The sequence below is a fragment of the Siminovitchia fortis genome, from assembly GCF_007681465.1.
Lineage (GTDB): Bacteria > Bacillota > Bacilli > Bacillales > Bacillaceae_C > Siminovitchia > Siminovitchia fortis.
The window spans coordinates 1-425 of the sequence record NZ_VEKZ01000179.1; the positions used below are offsets into that span (position 1 = coordinate 1).

A 425-nucleotide genomic window follows, 5' to 3' on the forward strand; every position below is an offset into this window, starting at 1 on the left:
AAAAACTAACGATTAAAACAGCAAACGCTGAAATTTCCTTCTTTAACGGTGTAGATGAGCATATCATCCAAGCGGTCATGAGGGAGTTGAAAAATGGGTGAAACACGACTATACAAGTGTTAAAAACATTTATATCATTTGCGGTAAGACAGATATGAGAAAAGGAATTGATGGGCTTGCCACACTGATTCAAGATTCTTTCGAACTTGATCCATATGGCGATTCCATTTTCTTATTTTCAGGGTGGAGTAAAGACCGCTATAAATGTCTGTATTTTGATGGTGATGGCTTCGCCATGCTGTATAAGCGTTTGGATAGTGGAAAACTTCAATGGCCAAAAGATGAAAATGAAGTACGCCATCTTTCACAACAGGAGCTTCGCTGGCTCCTTGAAGGGTTATCCATTCAGCAGCCAAAAGCCATTC

At 39.8% G+C, this 425-nt stretch carries 1 protein-coding gene; it reads left to right on the forward strand.

Going from position 1 to position 425, the window contains the following annotated elements; translation table 11 throughout:
- Positions 1-97: 97 nt before the first annotated feature.
- Positions 98-425, forward strand: a 328-nt coding sequence (tnpB, locus tag FS666_RS19495) for an IS66 family insertion sequence element accessory protein TnpB (RefSeq protein ID WP_222119393.1), incomplete at its 3' end; no start/stop codon positions are given.